The following is a 14270-nucleotide window of genomic DNA, read 5'->3' as shown; positions in this document are numbered from 1 at the left end:
CAATTTGCGGTCACATGTCTCTAATGATAGCAGGATTGTCCAGAGGGAACGAAACGAGAGAACCGACATGAATGAGGCATCGTCCCATCCCCAGGAGCGGCCAGGCTGGCGGCCGGCGAGCTACTACCCCGATCCGGCGATAAAGGCACTCGATCCCCGCTTCGAAAAATACTGGCTGAAACTCTCGGCGGTGGAGCGGCTGACGACCGGCCTGCGCTGGGCCGAGGGTCCGGTGTGGTTCGGCGACGGGCGCTATCTCCTGTGCAGCGACATTCCGAACCAGCGCATCGTCAAATGGGAAGAGGAGACCGGTGCGGTCTCGGTGTTTCGCAAGCCCTCCAATTTCGCCAACGGCAACACCCGGGATCGCCAGGGTCGGCTCGTCACATGCGAGCATGGCGGGCGACGCGTCACCCGAACCGAATATGACGGCAGCATCACCGTGCTGATGGACTCGTTCGGCGGCAAGAAGCTCAACTCGCCGAACGACGTCGTGGTGAAGTCCGACGGCGCGGTTTGGTTCACGGATCCCACCTTCGGCCTGCTCGGCAATTACGAGGGCTACAAGGCCGAGCCCGAGATCGAGCCGAACGTCTACAGGTTCGATCCCACGACCGGCAAGGCGACCATCGTTGCCGAAGGCGTGCTCGGGCCCAACGGCCTGTGCTTCTCGCCGGACGAGAAAATCCTCTACGTCGTGGAATCACGCGGCGTGCCGAACCGGAAAATCCTCGCCTATGACGTCTCGCCTGACGGCACCACCATCTCCAACAAGCGCGTCCACATCGACGCCGGCCCGGGCACGCCGGACGGCATGCGCTGCGACATCGACGGCAATCTCTGGTGCGGCTGGGGCATGGGCGATCCCGAGCTCGACGGCGTCGTGGTGTTCGCGCCCGACGGCGTCATGATCGGCCGCATCGCGCTGCCCGAACGCTGCGCCAATCTCTGCTTCGGCGGCGTCAAGCGCAACCGCCTGTTCATGGCCGCGAGCCAGTCGATCTACGCGTTGTATGTGAACACGCAGGGCGCGGTCGGGGGATAGTCGTCGCAGCTTCAGACCCCTCTCAGGATTCTCCATGACCGGCAAAGGTTGGATCAACATTACGGGCGAATATGGCCTAGTTGTACGTCGAGCAGCATTGGTCGAGAGAGCGATTGCCTTAGATAATCTGTTGAAGACTCTGGAGGTCGATCAACCGCTTGATCAGAGTGACGACCTATTGTCGTTCGGTCCGCATTTCGGGCGCGAAGCCCTGAAAGCGATGAGCGCACGCCTGACAGAGTTGGGTTTCATTTATCATGACGATTTCTTCGAAATTGTGACGGACTACCCGGGGTGGTGCCGCCTGAAAGCACAGGGGCAACCGTAAGAGAATAGAAAACGCCGGAGCGGTGTCCCGCTCCGGCGTCATGTTCACCCAGGCAGTAACGCCTACGCCGCGTTGAAGCCAGCGACGGCCTTCACTTCGAGGAAGTCCTCGAGGCCGTACTTGCCCCACTCGCGGCCGTTGCCGGATTGCTTGTAGCCGCCGAACGGTGCGCTGCGATCGTTGGGCACGCCCTGCAGATTGACGTTGCCGGCGCGGATCTGCCGCCCGACGCGCTTGGCGTCCTCGACGGAAGCGCCCGTAACGTAGCCGGCAAGCCCATAGGGCGTGTCGTTGGCGATGTGCACCGCTTCGGCTTCGTCCTTGGCGCCGATGATCGTCAGCACCGGTCCGAAGATTTCTTCGCGGGCGATGGTCATGTCAGGGGTGACGTCGGCAAAGATGGTGGGACGGACATAGAAGCCCTTGTTGACGCCTTCGGGCAGGCCCGGACCGCCGGCGACGAGCGTTGCGCCTTCGTCGATGCCCTTCTTGATCAGACCCTGGATCTTGTCCCACTGGCCGCGGTTGACCACGGGACCGATGGTGGTGCCTTCGGCGCGCGGATCGCCCGCCTTGGTCTTGTCGGCGACCGCCTTCGCGATCGCGGCGACTTCCTTCATCTTCGAGGCCGGCACGATCATGCGCGAGGGCGCGTTGCAGGATTGGCCGGAGTTGTTGAACATGTGCATCACGCCGCCGGTCACCGCCTTCGTGAGATCGGCGCCTTCGAGGATGACGTTCGGCGACTTGCCGCCGAGCTCCTGGCTGACGCGCTTCACGGTCGGTGCCGCACGCTTGGCCACGTCGATGCCGGCGCGGGTTGAGCCGGTGAACGAGATCATGTCGATGTCGGGGTGCTCGCTCATGGCGGCGCCAACCTCGGGGCCGAGACCGTTGACGAGGTTGAACACGCCCTTCGGCACGCCGGCTTCGTGAAGGATTTCCGCGAAGATCAGCGCCGAGGTCGGGGTGAACTCCGACGGCTTCAGGATCATGGTGCAGCCGGCGGCGAGCGCGGGCGCGACCTTGCAGGCGATCTGGTTGAGCGGCCAGTTCCAGGGCGTGATCATGCCGACCACGCCGACCGGCTCGCGCAGCACCATGGCGGTGCCGACCGGTTCCTCGAAATCATAGTTCTTGAGCACGTCGAGCGTGGTCATGAGGTGGCCGAGGCCGGCGCCGGCCTGCAGCTTTTCGGCCATCGGCAGCGGCGCACCCATCTCGTCCGAGACGGCGGCACCGATCTCCTTAAGGCGGCCCTTGTAGATCTCGATGACCTTGGTGAGCAGCGCGACGCGCTCGTCACGGCTGGTCTGAGAGAACGTCACGAACGCGCGCTTGGCCGCGGCAACGGCTTTGTCAACGTCGGCCTTGGAGCCCAGCGCAACCTCGTACATCGCCTCTTCCGTCGCCGGATTGACCACGGCGGTGGACTTCTTGACGGCGGGATCGACCCAGGCGCCGTCGATGTAGAATTGCATGCGATTGACCATAGTGAACCTCTTCTTGGGGGCTTGGAGGGGGCGTTTCGGCAGGCATCCTTGCACGAAAGCGCCGGCAATTGAACCCGCCATGTGCGGGGCCAGCATTGCGGCGGACGGAGGTTATATGAGCCGATGGCGGAGGGGTGGCAAGGTCTCGATTGCCCTCGTCCTGGCCTAGTGCGCAATTGCGCACGGGGGCTAGGACGACGACGGAGAACTACACCGCCATCTTCCGATGCAACACCGGCGCGCCGGTGGTGAGGCTTTCGGCCGCATCGATGATGGCGTTGGCGTCGATGCCGTGGTGGCGGTAGAGGTCGGCGATGGTGCCGGTCTGGCCGAATTGCTCGACGCCGAGCGCCTCGACGCGATGGCCGCGGACGCTGCCGAGCCAGCCGAGCGCCGCCGGATGGCCGTCGATCACGGTCACGATGCCGCAGTCGCGCGGCAGCGGTGCGAGCAGTTTTTCGATGTGGCTGAGATGCTGCACGCCGCGCCGATCACGGCGCAATTTCCGTGCGGCGGTCCATCCCGCATGCAGACGATCTGCGGACGTGATCGCGAGCAGGCCGATGTCGCGCCGGCTCTCGCCGATGAAGCCGGTCGCTTCGATCGCTTCTGGCGCAACGGCGCCGGTATAGGCGATGACGGCTTCGGCATTGGGGCCCGGCTTGCGCAACCAATACGCGCCGTCGGTGATGCCCTGTGCGAGCTCGGGCGTCATGATCCGCTGCGCCTGCTCGATCGAGCGCGTCGAGAGCCGCAGATAGACCGAGCCGCCCTCACCCGGATCGCGCTGCATGTGATTGAAGCCCCACCCCATGATCACGGCGAGCTCGTCGACAAAGGCCGGCTCGAACGAGGCAAGGCCATCCTGCGCCATGCCGATCAAAGGGGTTGCGATCGACTGATGCGCGCCGCCTTCGGGCGCGAGCGTGATACCTGAGGGGGTCGCCGCCACCATGAAGCGCGCATCCTGGTAACAGGCATAGTTCAGCGCATCGAGACCGCGCTCGATGAAGGGATCGTAGAGCGTGCCGACCGGCAGCAGCCGCTCGCCGTTGATCTGGTGCGACAGGCCGAGCGCCGAGAGCATGATGAACAGGTTCATCTCGGCGATGCCGAGTTCGAGATGCTGGCCCTTGGGCGAGAAGTCCCAGTTGAAGGTGGATGGAATTTTCTCGCTGCGGAATAAGTCCGCCTTCTCGCCGAGCGCAAACAGGCCGCGCCGGTTCACCCACGGACCGAGATTGGTCGAGACGGTGACGTCAGGCGATGTCGTCACGATGCGCTTGGCGAGCTCGCTGTCGCCGCGCGCGATCTCGTTCAGCACCAGCCCAAAACCCTGCTGGGTCGACATCTGCGGCGCCGGCTTGAAGGCAAGCTGCGACGGCACCTCGATAACAGGCGCGGTGAGCCGGCGGCCGTCCTGGTTGAACGGCACGCCCGCGAGGAAGGCGTCGAGCTCGGCGGCACTTTGCGCGAGACCCTCGTATCTGTCCCATTCGTGTCCGGGCCGGATGTTCTGGCTGTCGCGATATTTCTCCATCTGCGCGACCGTCATCAGGCCGGCATGATTGTCCTTGTGGCCCTGGAACGGCAGGCCGACGCCCTTGATGGTGTAGGCGATGAAGCAGACCGGGCGATCGTGATCGATGGATTCAAAGGCGTCCAGCATGCTCGCCATGTCATGGCCGCCGAGGTTCGACATCAGCGCCAGTAGCTCGTCGTCGCTGCGCTTGTCGATCAGTTTGGTGATGGGGCCCTGATCGCCGATCTCGTCGTGCAAATGTTTGCGGAACGCCGCGCCGCCCTGAAAACACAGTGCGGCGTAGAGTGCGTTCGGGCAATTGTCGATCCAGCGCTTCAGCGCCTCGCCGCCGGGCTCGGCAAAGGCCTCGCGCATCAGGCGGCCGTATTTCACGATCACCACGTCCCAACCGAAATTGCGGAATACGGTCTCGAACTTTTCCCAGAGACCTTCGCGGACGACGGCATCGAGCGACTGCCTGTTGTAGTCGACCACCCACCAGGTGTTGCGCAGGCCGTGCTTCCAGCCTTCCGCCAGCGCCTCGAAGATGTTGCCCTCGTCCATCTCGGCATCGCCGACCAGCGCAATCATCCGCCCCTCGCGGCGATCCTTCATCCAGCCATGCGCCTTGACGTAGTCCTGCACCAGCGAGGCGAACAGCGTCTGCGCAACGCCGAGGCCGACCGAGCCGGTGGAAAAATCGACGTCGTCGACGTCCTTGGTGCGCGAGGGATAGGACTGCGCGCCCTTGAAGCCGCGAAAGTTCTCCAGCTTCTCGCGGCTCTGCCGGCCGAACAGATACTGGATGGCGTGGAACACCGGGCTCGCATGCGGCTTCACCGCGACGCGATCTTCGGGTTTCAGCACGTGGAAATACAGCGCCGACATGATGGTGGCGAGCGAGGCCGACGAGGCCTGATGTCCCCCGACCTTCAGGCCGTCCGCATTCGGGCGGATGTGGTTGGCGTGATGGATGGTCCATGACGACAGCCACAGCGCCTTGCGAGCCAGCGCGGTCAGTGTGTCGAGGCGGGCGGTATCAACGGGCATGGCAATGCTCCCGGAAAACAGGTGCCCGATGATACCCCTGCAGGAAGCGCCAAACTTCTCAATTTTTCGCGCAATACCAGCCAATATTGGGATAGCTTACCAATCAGCCGACAAAAACGACAGGTCCATCCCAATGCCTGACCTCGACGCCATTGACCGAAAAATCCTCGCTCTGCTCCAGAACGACAGCCGACTGACCATGCAGGAACTGGCCGACAAGGTCGGGCTGTCGGTGTCGCCCTGTCATCGCCGGGTCAAGCTGCTCGAGGAACGCGGCGTCATCTCGCGCTACATCGCGACCGTGGACCAGAAGGCGCTGGGGCTGCATGTCAGCGTCTTCATCTCGATCAAGCTGGCCCGGCAGAAGGAGGAGGACCTCAACCGCTTCGCGCGCGCGATCTCGAAATGGGACGAGGTGCTGGAATGCTATCTGATGACCGGCAATCGCGACTATCTCTTGCGCGTGGTCGCCGCCGACCTCGCCTCCTACGAGACTTTCCTGAAGACCAAGCTGACCCGGCTCGACGGCATCGCCTCGATCGAGTCCAGCTTTGCGCTCAGCCAGGTGAAATATTCGATCGCGCTGCCGGTGTAAGGCATCACCGCCACGGCTGCACGATGATCTTGGTGTGAGCCTCAGGGTTGGCGAGATCTGCGAAAGCCTTTGCGACACCGTCGATGCCGACTTCCGCCGTCACCATTGCCGCCGCATCCACCTGCCCCTCCGCGATCAGGCGCAGTGACGCCGCGAATTCGTCCGGCGTGTAGCCGAGCACATACTGGACGTTGAGCTCCTTCATGATGCCGAGCATGGGCTCGCTCCTGTCGGTCTCCATGCAGACGCCGACCACGACGATCCTCGCATCGCGCGGAGCGCCCTCGAACACCTGCTGCAAGAGACCGGGCACGCCAACGCATTCGAAGATGATCGCGGGTTTGAGGGCGGGCAGCATCGCCTGCAACGGCGGCCGCGCGGCCTTCTCCGCCTCCGACATCTGCGCATGCTCGGCCCAGGTCAGATAGGGCTGCGACACCCGTGGATCCACGACGACATCGGCGCCGAGCTTTGCCGCAAGCGCGCGCCGCGCCGGCGAATAGTCGGCGGCGACGATCGGATGCAGGCCCTTGAGCTTTAGCGCCGCAATCACCGCGAGCCCGACCGGGCCGCAGCCGATCACGAGCGGCACTTCGCCGCCTCGGATGTTGGCCTTGGCGACCGCGTGAACGCCGACCGCGAGCGGTTCGGTGAGCGCGGCATGCTCCGGCGCGAGACCGTTGGGCACCTCGAGCAGCAGCGCTTCGCTCAGCAGCATCGCCTCGGCATAGCCGCCAATATTGTCGTTGGAGTAACCGATGCCTTCGATGCCCTGCGGCGTTACGAGGGCTGGCAGCGAGCAGACGCGCGTGCACGACTTGAGCTTGCGCACGGTCCCCGGGCCGAAGTCGACGATCTCGCAGCAGAACTCGTGGCCGAACACGACGTCGCGGGCGAGATCCATCGGCTTGCGGCCGGTCTTTCGCGCCATCTCCACCATGCGGTGGGCGTGCTGGCGCGCGTGCAGATCGGAGCCGCAGATGCCGCAGGCGAGCGTCTTGACCAGCACCTGGCCGGGGCCGGGCTTTGGCTCGGCCATCCGGTCGACGACAATCTCACCGTTCCTGAAAATCGCAGCGCGCATCCGGCTCCTCCCGTCTTGTTGGAGCCGTCGATAGCACGAAGCGGACGCGCGATCTTGCGTCAGGGGTTCGGGGAACGCTCTTCCAGGATCAGGAGCTGGGCGCGGCGGATGCGCTCGCGATGGGCGATGTAGAGGCCGCTGGCGACGATGAAGGCCGCACCGGTGACGGTCCAGACATCAGGCACTTCGCCGAACAGGAAGAAGCCGAGGATGCTCACCCACAGCAACTGCGTGTAGGAGAACGGCGCCAGTACCGAGGCATCGCCGTAGCGATAGGCCAGCACGATGATCCACTGGCCGACGGTGGAGGCGACGCCGATCACGATGCCAAGCCCGATCGCCGTCCAGGTCGGCGTGACCCAGACGAACGGTACCATCAGGGAGAGGATCGCAACGCCCGTCAGCGCCGAATAGGCCATCGTGGTGAGGACGGCTTCACGCCCGCTCATCATGCGCGTCAGGATCAGCGCCGCGGCCCAGCAGAACGCCGAGACGATCGGGAAGAAGGCGGCGGCGTGAAACGCGCTGGAGCCCGGGCGCAGGATGATCAGCACGCCGGTCAGGCCGATCGCGGTCGCGATCCAACGGCGCATGCCGACCTTCTCGCTCAGGAAGACGATCGAGAGCGCGGTGACGAACAGCGGCGAGACGAAGCCGGTCGCGGACGCTTCTGCGATCGGCAGGAAGCTCAGGCCGGTGATGAAGAACAGCGAAGAGCCGAGCAATGCCGCGCCGCGCATCAACTGCAGGCCGAGGCGCTCGGTGCGCATCGCATGGAGCGGCGAGCCCGGCAGCATCACCGGCGTGAACATCAGCGCAAACGTCACGAAGCGGATCCAGGTGATCTCGATCGACGGCAGGCTCGACGACAGATATTTCGCGGTAACATCGGAGCAGCCGAGAAAGATCGTCGACAGCAGCACCAGCGCGATGCCTTTGAACGGGTGATCGACGCGCGCCGGCGCCCGTCGCGCCTGCGGCTTCTTTTCCGGCATGGGCATGGGAATACTGTCGAGCCTTGCGGCTGCGGCGGGCGGCGGGGTCACGGCTGGAACCTAGGAATGCGAATCGGGAATGATCGTAAAAAACGATAATTGCGCCGCTTTCACAACTTCCGAAAACAGGATGCCGATATGCGCTCACGTCCGCGCACGTCAAGACTCCATTAATAACGGGCGTTTGTGCACTACAGCATGGGCAGGCCGCGCGGCTTCGGACCGCGCGGAAACGCCGCATCGAGCGCCGCGATCTCGTATTTCGTCAGCACCAGATCGCCGGCCGCAGCATTGTCGCCGGCATGTTCCGCGGACGACGCCTTCGGGATCGCGAACACCGTAGTTGCACGGGTGAGGAAGCTCAGTGCGACCTGGCGCGGCGTCGCGCGACGCGCCTCCGCGATGCGCGCCAGCACCGCGCCGCCCTTGCTGTTGCTTGCAGGGAAATCATCGTGGCCGAATGGCGAATAGGCGACCACAGCGACACCATGCCGTTCGCACCACGGGATCACCGCGTGCTCGATCGCGCGTTCCTTCAGATGATAGAGTACCTGATTGCAGGCGATGCGGTGTTCGCCGGCGGCGTCGAGGATCTCGTCGAGATCATCGGCATCGAAATTGGAGACGCCCCAGGATTTGATCTTGCCGGCCTTCACCAGTTCCTCGAATGCGGCGACGGTATCCTCCAGCGGATACGAGCCGCGCCAATGCAGCAGATAGCAGTCGAGCCGATCGGTTTTCAGCCGCTTCAGCGAGCGCTCACAGGCGGTGATGGTTCCGCGGCGCGAGGCGTTGCTCGGCAGCACCTTTGACACCAAGTAAACCTCGTCGCGTCGGCCCGCGATCGCATCCGCAATGACGAGTTCGGCATCGCCATACATCTCGGCGGTATCGATGTGGGTCATGCCGAGGTCGAGCCCGCGCTGAAGCGCCGCGATCGCGCGCTTGCGATCGCCATGGTCGAGATACCATGTGCCCTGCCCGATGACGGAGACGCTGGCACCCGTTTTGCCGAAGGGTTTCGTGTTCATATTTGCTCCGATACCACTCGTTCGCTGAGGCAACCGCCGTCGCGCTCAAGAGTTCAATACGCCGATGTCAGCGACCAATCCGCTACCGGTTGCCGACTCCGTGATGTAGAGCCGATCCTTCTTCGCGCCACCAATGGCGACATTGGTGCAATTCGGACCTGCACACGACTTGACCCGCGCAATCAATTCGCCGTTGGGCGCGAACACGAAGACATGGCCGAGTGAGGCGTGACCGACGAACAGGCGGCCCTTGGCATCCATTGTCATGCCATCAGGGCCGCTGGTGCCGAACAGCGAGCAGAAGCGGCCAACCTTCGACACGCTGCCGTCCTTCATGAACGGCAGCCGCCACACCGCGTTGTCGCGCGTCATCGCGACGAACAGCACGGTCTCGGTTGGATCGATCACCAGGCCATTTGGGCTGATACCAGTGTCGATCAGGCAATCGAGCCGGCCGCTTTGCGTCAGGCGATAGACGCGGCCGCTGGGGTCATGCAGGCCGGTCTGTCCCTGGTCGGTGAAATAGATGTCGCCGTTGGACGCGAGATGCAGATCGTTGCAGCCCCGGAAAGACTCCGAGTTGCGCGAGGTCAGCACCGGCGCAATGCGCCCTGCCCTGGCGTCGAACTCCATGATGCCGTGCCTGTAGTCGGCGACCAGGATGCGGCCGTCCGCCGCAATCTTCAGTCCGTTCGGCCAGCCCTCATATTCAATCGCCAGCGACCACTCGCCGTCAGGCGCAATGCGGAAGATGCGGCCGAAGGGAATGTCGACGATGTAGAGATTGCCATCCTTGTCGAACGACGGCCCTTCGATGAAGGAATCCGTCGGCACACCGGGCCGGTTGGCATCGGCCCAATCGGTGCGCTCGCCCTTGCGGCGGAATTTGTCGGGCATGGCGGAAAAGAGTCTGGTCTCGATCAGGCGCGGCGGCGTTTCCAGGTACATCATTGTTGTTTTTGCGTGTTGAGGGCGAGAGCGCGGCACCATAGGGCACAATGAGGCGTGCGTCGATTGGGCCGAAGCATAGCGCCCCGCCCTCGCTGTCATTCCCCGCGAAAGCAGGGAATCCAGTACGCAGTGGCCTTAGCGCTTGATCACAGGCGTCTCGGCGTACTGGATCGCCCGGTCAAGCCCGGCGATGACGGCGGAGCATGCAGCGGCGACCGAGAAAGTCGCGGCTACCCGGCAGCGCCCGCGACCTTCGCCCGCATCGCCGGAGCCACCTCCGTTGTCGCGATCAGGCGCTTCAGCTCGGGGATGCAGGAGCCGCAATTGGTGCCGGCCTTGAGCTTTGCGCCGATCTCGGCGGCTGTGCGCGCGCCTGCGGCGATGGTGTCGCAGATGGTGCCGCGGCCGACGCCGAAGCAGGCACAGACGACAGGACCGGTCGAAGCCGCGCCCTCGCTCGACTTGCCGGACAGCAGCATGCGCCGCTGCTCATCGGTGACGTGGTCGGCCACGAACAGGCTCTTCACCACCTCCCAGTCCCCGGCATCATGCGCGGGGCCGACGAACAGGCAGGTTTCGATGCGGTCGCCGGCAAACGAGGCCGCGCGATAAACGCCGCCGCCGAGGTCGCGATAGTCGGCGACGTCCTCGCCGGCAACGCCACCGAGCCAGGCCGGCCAGCGCGACAGGTCCGCATTGTCGGCGAAGAGGTAGCCGAAGCCGCCGGTAACAGTGACGCGGGTCCACATCAGGTTCGGCGGCAGCTCCAGCTGCTTGCGCGACAACGCAAAGCCGCGGAAGACGTATTCATAAGGCACGATCGCGGCTGGTGTCGCCTTGGACTCCGGCTGCCCCGAGAACGGATCGGTGAACGGTGCGACCAGCGCCCCGACGCGACCGTGCGAGGCGTTCATCGCACTCCAGTGGATCGGCGCGAACAGCGTGCCGCGCTGCTGGCGGTCGCTGACGACGACCTTGAGGGTGCACTGGCCGTAGTCGGTGGTGATGCGGGCATAGCCGTCGTGGACGATGTTGTATCTGCCGGCGTCATCGGGATGAATCTCGACGAACGGCTCGGGCAGATGCGCGCCGAGCCGCTGGCTGAGGCCCGTGCGCGTCATGGTGTGCCACTGGTCGCGGATGCGCCCGGTGTTGAGCCGCAGCGGCCGCGACGGCCCGGTCTCGCCGCGCAGCGCCGGCACCTCCGGCGCGACGAAGCGGCCCTTGCCGTCATTGGTGAAGAACCCGCCGGCCGCGAAGAAGCGCTCGCCGGGCGCCTGGCCTTCGCGCGCGGGCCACTGCACGGGCTTCAACGCGTCGAAGCCCTCGTCGGACAGCGAGGTCAGCGCGCCGATATCGAAGTCGCGGCTGCCTTCGTTCTCGAACGCCGAGAGCGCGGCGTGCTCCCGAAAGATGTCGGCTGCGGATTTGTAATTAAAACTGTCGCCGAAGCCGAGGCGTTTTGCGGTTTCGCTCAGGATCCACCAGTCCGGCCGCGCCTCGCCGGGCGCCGGCAGGAACGAGCGCTGGCGCGAGATCCGGCGCTCGGAATTGGTCACGGTGCCCGACTTCTCGCCCCAGGCGAGCGCGGGCAGCAGCACGTGCGGGCCAGCATCGACCGTGTCGTTGGAGAGCACGTTCTCGGAGACCACGAACAGCTCGAGCTTCTTCAGCGCCTCGCGCACGAAGTCCGCGTCGGGCAGCGACACTGCGGGGTTGGTGCCCATCACCCACAGCGCCTTAACCTCGCCGCGGTTGATGGCTTCGAACAGCTGCACCGCCTTCAACCCTTCATGGGTCGCGATACGCGGCGCCTTCCAGAACCGCCGCACGCGATCGATGTCCGGCGGCGTGAAGTTCATGTGTGCGGCGAGCTGGTTGGCGAGGCCGCCGACCTCGCGGCCGCCCATCGCGTTGGGCTGGCCGGTGAGCGAGAACGGCGAGGCACCGGGCTTGCCGATGCGCCCCGTGGCGAGATGGCAGTTCAGGATCGCGTTGACCTTGTCGGTGCCCTGCGCCGACTGATTGACACCCTGCGAGTACAGCGTGACGACGCGGGGCGTGTCACGGAACATCTTGAAGAAGGTGGCAACGTCCCGCTCGGAGAGGCCGGTCGCCAGTGCGGTCGCGGTGATGCTGCCGGCGATGCTGCGTGCGCGCGCCAGCGCGTCGTCAAAGCCCGACGTGTTTTGCCCGATGTAGTCCTGATCCAGGGCACCATTGTCGGCGAGGTGAACGAACAGGCCGGAGAACAACGCCGTGTCGGTGCCGGGCTTGAGGCCGAGGAACAGATCGACGTCGGTCGCGGTGTCGGTGCGGCGCGGATCGATCACGATCATGCGCGCGCCGCGCTCCTGCCGGTTCTTCAGCATGCGCTGGAACAGCACGGGATGGCACCAGGCGGCATTCGAGCCGACGAACACCAGAAGATCGGCTTGGTCGAGATCCTCGTAGCAGCCGGGCACAGTGTCGGCGCCGAAGGCGCGGCGGTGACCGGCGACCGATGACGACATGCAGAGCCGCGAATTGGTGTCGACGTTCGCAGTGCCGACAAAGCCCTTCATCAGCTTGTTGGCGACGTAATAGTCCTCGGTCAGCAGCTGGCCCGAGAGATAGAATGCGACCGCGTCGGCGCCGTCGCGCGCGACGATGTGCTGCATGCGGTGGGCGACGTGATCGAGCGCATCGCTCCAGGCGACGCGTTCGAGCACGCCCTTGCAGCGGATCATCGGATAGAGCAGCCGGCTTTCGAGCCCGACCGTCTCGCCGAGCGCCGAGCCCTTGGAGCACAGCCGGCCGAAATTGGCAGGATGATCGGGATCGCCCGCGATCGCCGCGCCGCCCTTGCCGTCTGGCGTCGCCAGCACGCCGCAGCCGACGCCGCAATACGGACAGGTCGTTTTGGTAGCGCGGAGCGTGGGATCGATCGCCGTCATATCGAGCCGCCTCAATCAAGCCGCTTTGGAGGGACGCGCAAGCGCGCGGCCGAACATCATGTCGGTGCGGATCGCCGCCACCTTGTCACGATTGCGGATCAGCTCGAGATACCAGAGCGCATCGACGGTATCGCCGATCAGCACCGCGCCGGTGAGCCGGCCGTCGGAGATGACGAGCTTCTTGTAGGTGCCGCGCCTGCGGTCTGACAGCACGAGGCTCTCGCTGCCCTCCCCGCCCATGAAGTCGCCCGCGGAGAATACGCTGACGCCCGACACCTTCAGATTGGTCGAGACCACGCTGCCCTGATAGGCCGCGGGACGGCCCGCGAGATGCCGCGCCAGCACGCGCGCCTGCTCGTAGGCAGGCTCGACGAGGCCGTAGCAGGTGCCGCGATGCTCGGCGCATTCGCCAAGCGCGTAGATATCGGGTGACGCCGTCTGCATCTCGTCGTTGACGACGATGCCGCGGTTGACTGCGATGCCGGCGTCCTTTGCGAGCGCAATGTTGGGCCTGATGCCGGCGGCGAAGATCACCGCATCGGCCTCGATGCGGCTGCCGTCGGCAAGCTCGACCGCTTGGACATGACCTTCGCCGTGGATGCGCGCTGTGGATGCATTGAGCAGGATACGAATGCCCTTGCGCTCGACCAGTGTCTTGAGCAGGTCCGCGGCGGAGGCATCGAGCTGGCGCTCCATCAGCCGGTCCATCAGGTGCAGCAGCGTCACCGGCGCTCCGGCCTTGGCGAGGCCGTAGGCCGCTTCGAGTCCGAGCAGACCACCGCCGACCACGACGACGCGCTTCCGGGCGGCCGCGAGCGTCAGCAGCAGGTCGACGTCGCGGGTATCGCGAAAGGTGTGCGCGCCGGCGAGATCGGCGCCGGGCACGTTGAGCCGTAGCGGCGTCGAGCCGACGGCGAGCACGAGCTTGGAATATTCCATGCTCTCTTCGCCTTCGATCTTGAGCTCGCGTCGGCCGGTGTCGATCTCGGTGACCCGATAGCCGTAGCGCACCGTGACACCGCGATGGCGCCACCAGTCGGCGGGTCGGAGCTCGATCTCGTGCGAGCCGGTCTCGCCGGCCAGCACGGAGGAGAGCAGAACACGGTTGTAAGCGAGCCGCGGCTCTTCGCCGATGACGGCGACCGCGTAGCGGCCGAGTGCGGTCTTGGCGAGCTCGTCGACCAGACGCGCGGCCGCCATACCGTTTCCGACAATGACCAGCGGTTCACTCACAACGCAT

At 65.0% G+C, this 14270-nt stretch carries 11 protein-coding genes; 3 read left to right on the top strand and 8 right to left on the bottom strand.

Annotation, left to right across the window (positions count from 1 at the left end; genetic code table 11):
• Positions 1-67 precede the first annotated feature (67 nt).
• Together ACFQX9_RS00790 and ACFQX9_RS00785 are read left to right on the top strand one after the other, a co-directional pair.
• Positions 68-1045: an SMP-30/gluconolactonase/LRE family protein gene (locus ACFQX9_RS00790; protein ID WP_018457077.1), complete on the top strand. Its 978-nt coding sequence runs from the start codon at positions 68-70 to the stop codon at positions 1043-1045.
• Positions 1046-1079: 34 nt separating this feature from the next.
• Positions 1080-1373: a hypothetical protein gene (locus ACFQX9_RS00785; RefSeq protein WP_377786070.1), complete on the top strand. Its 294-nt coding sequence runs from the start codon at positions 1080-1082 to the stop codon at positions 1371-1373.
• 62 nt (positions 1374-1435) lie between these two features.
• Here ACFQX9_RS00785 and ACFQX9_RS00780 read toward each other — a convergent pair whose 3' ends face one another.
• Positions 1436-2866: an aldehyde dehydrogenase family protein gene (locus ACFQX9_RS00780; RefSeq protein WP_377786068.1), complete on the bottom strand. Its 1431-nt coding sequence runs from the start codon at positions 2864-2866 to the stop codon at positions 1436-1438.
• A 208-nt stretch (positions 2867-3074) separates the two neighbouring features.
• The gene (locus tag ACFQX9_RS00775; RefSeq protein WP_247821391.1) at positions 3075-5438 is read right to left on the bottom strand and encodes a transketolase; all 2364 of its coding nucleotides are present in this window, start codon (positions 5436-5438) and stop codon (positions 3075-3077) included.
• Positions 5439-5571: 133 nt separating this feature from the next.
• Here ACFQX9_RS00775 and ACFQX9_RS00770 point away from each other — a divergent pair, with 133 nt between their 5' ends.
• Positions 5572-6033 (top strand): Lrp/AsnC family transcriptional regulator, encoded by a 462-nt coding sequence (locus tag ACFQX9_RS00770; protein ID WP_014497003.1) that lies wholly within the window; start codon positions 5572-5574, stop codon positions 6031-6033.
• Positions 6034-6037: 4 nt separating this feature from the next.
• On the opposite strand, the gene ACFQX9_RS00765 is transcribed toward ACFQX9_RS00770, so the two are convergent.
• From ACFQX9_RS00765 to ACFQX9_RS00740, 6 genes are all read right to left on the bottom strand, one after another.
• Positions 6038-7117: a zinc-binding dehydrogenase gene (locus ACFQX9_RS00765; RefSeq protein WP_085362271.1), complete on the bottom strand. Its 1080-nt coding sequence runs from the start codon at positions 7115-7117 to the stop codon at positions 6038-6040.
• Positions 7118-7176: 59 nt separating this feature from the next.
• Positions 7177-8118, bottom strand: a complete 942-nt coding sequence (locus ACFQX9_RS00760) for a DMT family transporter (protein WP_018457082.1) — start codon at positions 8116-8118, stop codon at positions 7177-7179.
• Between the two features lie 185 nt (positions 8119-8303).
• Positions 8304-9143 (bottom strand): aldo/keto reductase, encoded by an 840-nt coding sequence (locus tag ACFQX9_RS00755; RefSeq protein ID WP_377786064.1) that lies wholly within the window; start codon positions 9141-9143, stop codon positions 8304-8306.
• Positions 9144-9188: 45 nt separating this feature from the next.
• Positions 9189-10091, bottom strand: coding sequence for an SMP-30/gluconolactonase/LRE family protein (locus ACFQX9_RS00750; protein ID WP_377786152.1), 903 nt, complete (start codon positions 10089-10091; stop codon positions 9189-9191).
• 233 nt (positions 10092-10324) lie between these two features.
• Complete coding sequence (locus ACFQX9_RS00745; protein WP_377786062.1) at positions 10325-13030, bottom strand: molybdopterin-dependent oxidoreductase; 2706 nt, start codon at positions 13028-13030, stop codon at positions 10325-10327.
• Between the two features lie 15 nt (positions 13031-13045).
• A complete protein-coding gene (locus ACFQX9_RS00740; RefSeq protein ID WP_377786060.1) occupies positions 13046-14263 on the bottom strand; it encodes an NAD(P)/FAD-dependent oxidoreductase in 1218 nt (405 codons plus the stop codon).
• Between the last annotated feature and the right edge of the window lie 7 nt (positions 14264-14270).

The organism is Bradyrhizobium sp. GCM10028915, from assembly GCF_042666195.1.
Taxonomy (GTDB): Bacteria; Pseudomonadota; Alphaproteobacteria; order Rhizobiales; family Xanthobacteraceae; genus Bradyrhizobium; species Bradyrhizobium canariense_D.
The sequence above is the reverse complement of the archived record's forward strand: the minus strand, read 5'-3'. Positions and strand labels throughout refer to the sequence as shown.

Excerpts from the sequence above, each read along its gene's own strand:
- ACFQX9_RS00745 (WP_377786062.1), bottom strand. The coding sequence starts at position 13,030 with ATGACGGCGATCGATCCCACGCTCCGCGCTACCAAAACGACCTGTCCG.
- ACFQX9_RS00755 (WP_377786064.1), bottom strand. The coding sequence starts at position 9,143 with ATGAACACGAAACCCTTCGGCAAAACGGGTGCCAGCGTCTCCGTCATC.
- ACFQX9_RS00775 (WP_247821391.1), bottom strand. The coding sequence starts at position 5,438 with ATGCCCGTTGATACCGCCCGCCTCGACACACTGACCGCGCTGGCTCGC.
- ACFQX9_RS00765 (WP_085362271.1), bottom strand. The coding sequence starts at position 7,117 with ATGCGCGCTGCGATTTTCAGGAACGGTGAGATTGTCGTCGACCGGATG.
- ACFQX9_RS00770 (WP_014497003.1), top strand. The coding sequence starts at position 5,572 with ATGCCTGACCTCGACGCCATTGACCGAAAAATCCTCGCTCTGCTCCAG.
- ACFQX9_RS00760 (WP_018457082.1), bottom strand. The coding sequence starts at position 8,118 with ATGCCCATGCCGGAAAAGAAGCCGCAGGCGCGACGGGCGCCGGCGCGC.
- ACFQX9_RS00790 (WP_018457077.1), top strand. The coding sequence starts at position 68 with ATGAATGAGGCATCGTCCCATCCCCAGGAGCGGCCAGGCTGGCGGCCG.
- ACFQX9_RS00780 (WP_377786068.1), bottom strand. The coding sequence starts at position 2,866 with ATGGTCAATCGCATGCAATTCTACATCGACGGCGCCTGGGTCGATCCC.
- ACFQX9_RS00785 (WP_377786070.1), top strand. The coding sequence starts at position 1,080 with ATGACCGGCAAAGGTTGGATCAACATTACGGGCGAATATGGCCTAGTT.
- ACFQX9_RS00750 (WP_377786152.1), bottom strand. The coding sequence starts at position 10,091 with ATGTACCTGGAAACGCCGCCGCGCCTGATCGAGACCAGACTCTTTTCC.